Source organism: Negativicoccus succinicivorans, from assembly GCF_018373335.1.
In the GTDB taxonomy this organism is placed as follows: domain Bacteria; phylum Bacillota; class Negativicutes; order Veillonellales; family Negativicoccaceae; genus Negativicoccus; species Negativicoccus succinicivorans_A.
On record NZ_JAHAHH010000075.1, the window covers coordinates 1 to 6,101 of the forward strand.

Annotated in this window: 4 protein-coding genes and 1 pseudogene; 2 read left to right on the forward strand and 3 right to left on the reverse strand. The window is 50.1% G+C overall.

Going from position 1 to position 6,101, the window contains the following annotated elements; all coding sequences use genetic code 11:
- The 3 genes and pseudogenes from KH813_RS05735 to KH813_RS05745 all read right to left on the reverse strand — a co-directional run.
- A pseudogene (locus KH813_RS05735) lies at positions 1-247 on the reverse strand (acetyl-CoA C-acyltransferase); the annotation flags it as partial.
- Position 248: 1 nt separating this feature from the next.
- The gene (locus KH813_RS05740; RefSeq protein ID WP_303994377.1) at positions 249-770 is read right to left on the reverse strand and encodes a biotin transporter BioY; all 522 of its coding nucleotides are present in this window, start codon (positions 768-770) and stop codon (positions 249-251) included.
- Positions 767-1,285, reverse strand: a complete 519-nt coding sequence (locus tag KH813_RS05745; protein ID WP_303994378.1) for a hypothetical protein — start codon at positions 1,283-1,285, stop codon at positions 767-769. Before KH813_RS05745 ends, KH813_RS05740 begins: the two co-directional genes overlap by 4 nt.
- Before the next feature lie 174 nt (positions 1,286-1,459).
- Here KH813_RS05745 and KH813_RS05750 point away from each other — a divergent pair, with 174 nt between their 5' ends.
- On the forward strand, positions 1,460-3,130 hold the full coding sequence (locus tag KH813_RS05750) for a nucleoside kinase (protein WP_303994379.1): 1,671 nt from the start codon (positions 1,460-1,462) through the stop codon (positions 3,128-3,130).
- A 23-nt stretch (positions 3,131-3,153) separates the two neighbouring features.
- Positions 3,154-6,101 (forward strand): DNA polymerase III subunit alpha (locus KH813_RS05755; protein WP_303994381.1); only part of this gene is annotated, 2,948 nt, incomplete at its 3' end.

Below are 6,101 nucleotides of genomic sequence, written 5' to 3' on the forward strand. Positions count from 1 at the left end.
GCATATCGAGCGTCCACGCAGGTATGCTTTCAGGCAGCTCACTGTAAAGCGCGCCGAGCCGCGTGAGATTCCCGCCTGTGCCGACAGCATTGCCGCCGATGATCGCATCGACATGCGGGCGATTGGCATCATTCCACAGCTTTGTCATTACGGCCGCTGCCAATTTTTCCGGAGGTGTGTAACGAAGACTGCCGCCGGAAACGCCAATCGGCGTGCGGCGGCAGTCGACAAGATAAACTTCGCGCATATTACACTCGAATCTTCAAGGCAATAAAAGCGGCGACAATGGTTTTTAAAATATCGCCCGGAATAAACGGTAACGCACCTGCTACGATGGCCGGCCAGAGATCCAGATGCAGCACGATCATCATGCCGAGGACACCGCCGATATAGGTAATCGGGATACCGATGAAGACGCCCGCCGCTACGTAGCGCCAGAACGAACGCGCCTTACCTTTGAACAGGCTGACCAACGGATAGGCAACCATAAATGCGAAAATGAAACCGCCGGTCGGACCGAATACCTTACCCAAGCCGCCAACGCCGCCGGTGAAGACCGGCAATCCTGCCGCACCGCACAAAGTATAAACAACGCAAACAATCAGAGTTTGCTTCGGCGGCAATAAAAAAGCGGTCAAGTTAAAGACCAGGGTTGTCGCGGTAATCATGGCGGGGGTAAAGGGTAAGGGAATGACAATGTAGGCGGCTACGAACAGAAGCGCGACCAGCAAGGCCATCTTGGTTAAATCACGTGCTGTTAAAGAACTCATTTTGCAACTCCTTTGGTAAATGATAGTGTAAAGGCAAGTCCGAATGTTGTATACGCTTGCACCATTGCGCCGTTGGTTATTAAATAAATAGAAGTATTGCTTTTTACGGCATGATGAAAGCGCATGTCGCAGGAAACTACATCGCGGTGCTCTTGAAGCCAGGCGGTCAACATCTGATACCCCGGCACCACAGGACAATCTCCCTGATGGATTGGGTTGGTGTCATTCATGGCATCGACAAACGCATGCACTTCGGTGGCACTAAATGAGCGCCAAAGCAGAGCGTTTTGCGGAATCGCATCCGCATGCTTCGCGTGTGGATGCGGTGCACCGGCAAGCAAAGTCATCACGAGCGTACCTTCCGCATTGCTGACCGTCACGGTAGCGGCGTTACGGCGAGTGCGAACTTCGGCATGAGAAGCGGCAGGCGTCAGCGTCAGACGCAAACGACCGATTACAACCTCCGCCGTGAGACCGGTTTCCAAACGACAGGCGGTTTTGTACAATGAGTGCATATGGATCTCCTTTACTTGAGACATTATAACGAAGATTTCAAGAATAGTCAACAAAACTAAGTGTATTAGTTTACAATAGAACTGACGTATCTGTCTCAACGTTACCCAAAAAGTTGCATGTTATAATAATAAGTAACTTAATGAACTGCGTGAGACGAATGACGGGAGGTAAAAATGCTTACACTACAATATCAGGGACAAACTCTGAATGTACCTGAGGGTACCACCGTGGGGGCGGTCTGGGAAAGCGTTAGGGAAACGGCCCCGGGGGCAGTATTCGCATTGGTGGACGGGCGGACTCTCGACTTCACAGCCTCTTTGCAACATGATGCCGTCATCAGTTTCGAGTCGTTACAATCTCCTATCGGCAATCGTGCGTACCAGAGGACTTTGATTATGCTGATGGCGATGGCTGTTCGTGAATTGTATCCGGATGCCAGAGTGCAGATTGAACACTCCCTCGGGCGCGCCTTATACGGACAGATTATTCAGGATCGACCGACAACAATTTCTCAAATACAAAAAATTGAAGATCGAATGCACGAAATTGTGAAGGAAGGTCGACCGATCATTAAACAGACGGAAAGTAAAGAGGAAGCGATTGCGTATTGTCAAAAGTCGGGACGCCTGCGCGCAGTGGAACGTCTGCAGGCGCTTCGTCCGAACCAGATTTATCTTTACCGTTGCGACGATTATGTTGACTTTTATTTCGGTCCGTTATTGCAAGATATGAGTCAGGTAAATGTGTTTGATGTCGTCCATTACGCGCCGGGATTTTTACTGCGCTTTCCTAATATTTATTCGGCGCATGCTTTGCCTGAATATGTGGAATTGCGTGAGTTTGCACGCGTCTTTTTTGAAGCGACGAACTGGAGCGAACGGGTCGGATGTCGCTATGTAGGGGATTTAAATCGCGCGATTGCCGACGGTCGTATTAAAGAGATTATTGCCATGGCGGAAGCGCTGCATGAAAAACAGCTGGCGCAAATTGCCGACCGTGTCGCGGAAAGTCGACCCGGTATTCGGTTAATTACGATCGCCGGACCGTCTTCGGCGGGGAAAACGACCACTACGCGGCGACTGATGGTACAAATGCAGGTCAACGGTATTCAGCCGGTAATGATTTCTCTGGACGATTATTACTATAGTTTGGATGATCGTCCGCGGACAGACGATGATGAGATCGATCATGAATCCGTTGACGCGTTGGACACGGCGCTTTTGGAACGGCAGCTGACGGCTCTTTTGGCAGGGGAACCCGTAAAGCTTTCCCGCTATGATTTTGTTCACGGTAAGCAATATTTTGCGGAGCGGGAAACCACCTTGCATCCTGATCAGCCGATCATTTTGGAAGGACTGCATGCGCTGAATCCGAGCGTTTCGCGTGCCGTACCTGCCTATCAGAGGCTGCATCTTTACCTGGGCGCGTTGACGCAGTTGACCATCAGCGATCACAATCGAATTTCCACTACGGACACCCGTTTATTGCGTCGTATGGTCCGTGACAATCAGTTTCGTGCGCACAGTGCGGAAGAGACACTGAAAATTTGGCGGAATGTACGCTTTGGCGAAGAATCCTATATTTTCCCTTTCCAGGAAGAAGCGGATATTATTTTCAATACGGCGCTGTTGTATGAACTTCCGGTACTTAAGGTGTTGGCGGAGCCGCTTTTAAAAGCGATTCCGAATACTTCACCGGTGGCTAATGAGGCGCACCGTTTACTTGAGTTTTTAAATGTTTTTGAGCCACTGAATCCGGCGATGGTACCGTCGAATTCGATTTTACGTGAATTTATCGGCACGGCGGGACATGACCAATGTGTACCGCAGACATCAATAGTGTAATCGGTATAAGAGAGGAGGCGACCATGACACCTTTTGTACATCTGCATACGCATACGGAGTACAGTTTATTTGATGGAATCAGTCGCATCAAAGACCTGGTCGCTTATGTTAAAGAACTTGGCCAAGAGGCGCTGGCTATCACCGATCATGGCGTTATGTACGGTGCGGTTTATCTGTATAAGGAAGCGTTAAAGCAGGGGATCAAGCCAATCATCGGTTGCGAAGTGTATGTGACCGAACGTGAACTCGGCGCGCAGGATTTAGGCGGTAAAGAGAAGTTGCGCCACCTGATCTTGCTGGCGGAAACCAATGAGGGGTATCGCAATCTGTCAAAGCTCGATACGATCGCCAATACGGTCGGATATTGGCGCAAACCGCGTGTGAACCGTGAAGCCATCGCGCAATATGCCGACGGCTTGATTGCGCTGTCCGCCTGTATTAACGGCGAGTTGCCGCAAGCGTTGCTGGCCGGCGACGAAGCAAAGGCGCGGGAAATCATCGAATGGTACATTCAGACATTCGGTCGGGAAAATTATTTTATTGAATTACAGGATCACGGATTACCGGAGGAAAAAGCTGTACGTGAACCGTTGATCGCATTGGCACGTGAATACGGCGTCGGTCTGGTGGCGACTAATGATTTCCACTATATTCGACGGGAGGATGCCGGTGCTCAAAATGTGCGCTTGTGTATTTCTACCGGACAAACGTTAGATAATCAGACGTTTAAGTTTGCTAATAACGAGTACTATTGCAAGTCCGGCGATGAGATGGCGGCGCTTTTTTCCGATGTTCCCGAAGCTCTCAGCAATACAGTGGCTATCGCGGAGCGTTGTCAAGTCGATTTTATATTCGGTGAGTATCACTTGCCCGCGTTTCAGGTGCCGGAAGGATTTACTGCGCAAACATATCTGCGCAAATTATGTGAGGAAGCACTTCCGAAGCGGTATGATGTCATCAGCAATGAAGTCAGAGAACGGTTGGAGTATGAGCTCGGAATTATTGAAAGCATGGGTTTCAGTGACTACTTTTTGATTGTCATGGACTTTATCGCTTATGCGCGATCGCAGGATATTGCGGTAGGGCCGGGGCGCGGCTCGGCAGCGGGCAGTATCGTCGCTTACTTATTGGGCATTACCAATCTTGATCCGTTGGCACACGGGCTGTTGTTTGAACGCTTTTTGAATCCGGAGCGTATCAGTATGCCGGATATTGATACCGATATCGGATATAAAGGCCGTGCGGATGTCATCGACTACTTGGCGCGCAAATACGGCTCCGAGCATGTCGCACAAATCATCACGTTCGGCACGATGGCAGCCAAAGCAGTCGTACGTGATGTCGGGCGTGTCATGAATTTGCCCTACCCCGATGTGGATCGCATCGCCAAAATGATACCCGGCGGACCGGGTGTGACGCTTGCAGATACGTTGGAAAGCGTGAAGGAACTTCGGACCGCCTATGACAGTGAGCCGCAAATTCATCAGCTCATCGATTACGCGCTGGCATTGGAAGGATTAAGCCGTCATGCCGGCACGCACGCGGCGGGTATTGTGATCAGTAAAGATCCGGTCGCTGAACATGTGCCGTTGCAAAAGTCTGCAGATGATTATTTGCAGACGCAGTATGAAAAAGATACCGTGGAAGAGCTTGGCTTATTAAAGATGGATCTCTTGGGCTTACGTAACTTGACTGTGATCCAGGAAACCGTTGAGTTGATCCGAAAAAATCGAGGCATCACCGTGGACGTGGATCATTTGCCCGAGACCGATCCCGAAACCTGCGCGATGCTTTGCGAGGGGGATACCGTCGGCGTGTTTCAATCCGAATCGTCCGGCTTTACGGCGCTTTTAAAACAATTGCGACCGGAAGGGTTTGCCGATTTGATTCCGATGGTGGCACTGTATCGTCCGGGACCGCTCGGCAGCGGGATGGCGGAAGATTTTATTCGCCGTCGTCACGGCGATGCGCAGGTGGAATATCTGCATCCGTTATTGGAACCGATTTTAAAAGAAACATTCGGCGTTATCTTGTATCAAGAACAAGTGATGCAAATTTCGTCTGTCCTTGGCGGCTTTACTCTCGGTGAAGCGGACTTGCTGCGTCGTGCGATGGGCAAAAAGAAAGAAGACGTCTTGATGGCGCAACGCGATAAGTTTTTAGCGGGAGCGGAACAAAAAGGCATCCCTACCATGATCGCCAATCATGTTTTCGATCAGATGGTGTATTTTGCCGGTTACGGTTTTAATAAATCACACTCCGCCTGTTATGGATTGATTGCCTGGCAAACCGCTTATTTGAAAGCGCATTATCGGCCGGAATTTATGGCGGCGATGATGTCGAGTTATAAAGAAAACAGTGATAAATTAAGCCATTATATTGCCGACTGCCGTCTGCACGGCATTCGTGTATTGGGGCCGGACATTAATCAAAGTGCGGTCGATTTTACGGTGGAAGAAGACGCAATTCGCTTCGGACTTTCCGCGGTCAAAAATGTAGGCGACGGCTTGGCGGAAGCGATCGTCAAAGCGCGCGAAAATATTTTGCAGGAAGAAAAGGCACAGGGCGACACACCGGTCGGTTTCCGGTCACTGATTGACTTGGCGGAGCATGTTGCGGTGAATAAGCGCGCTGCCGAATCCCTGGTTCGTGCCGGCGCTATGGATCATTTGGCAGATGCCGAAGGAATTCATCGTGCTCAAATTTATGAAGCAGTGCCGGATGCGATTCGAATCGGCACAACAGAGCGGGAAAATGCCAATTCATTGCAAACAGGATTGTTTGATGACATTCCGTTAGCCGTACCGACATTAACCTATCCCAATGTACCTGCCTGGAATCTTGCGACGCTCTTGGCCGGCGAAAAAGAAACGCTCGGCTTTTACGTGAGCGGCCATCCTCTTTCTCCCTATGAAGAAATTTTACGCAAGGCAACGTCTATTTATGAATTGCGCGAAAACGGTGAGGCATA

Bases quoted from the DNA above. Each gene is read 5' to 3' on its own strand.
- KH813_RS05740 (WP_303994377.1), bottom strand. From the start codon at position 770: ATGAGTTCTTTAACAGCACGTGATTTAACCAAGATGGCCTTGCTGGTC.
- KH813_RS05745 (WP_303994378.1), bottom strand. From the start codon at position 1,285: ATGCACTCATTGTACAAAACCGCCTGTCGTTTGGAAACCGGTCTCACG.
- KH813_RS05750 (WP_303994379.1), top strand. From the start codon at position 1,460: ATGCTTACACTACAATATCAGGGACAAACTCTGAATGTACCTGAGGGT.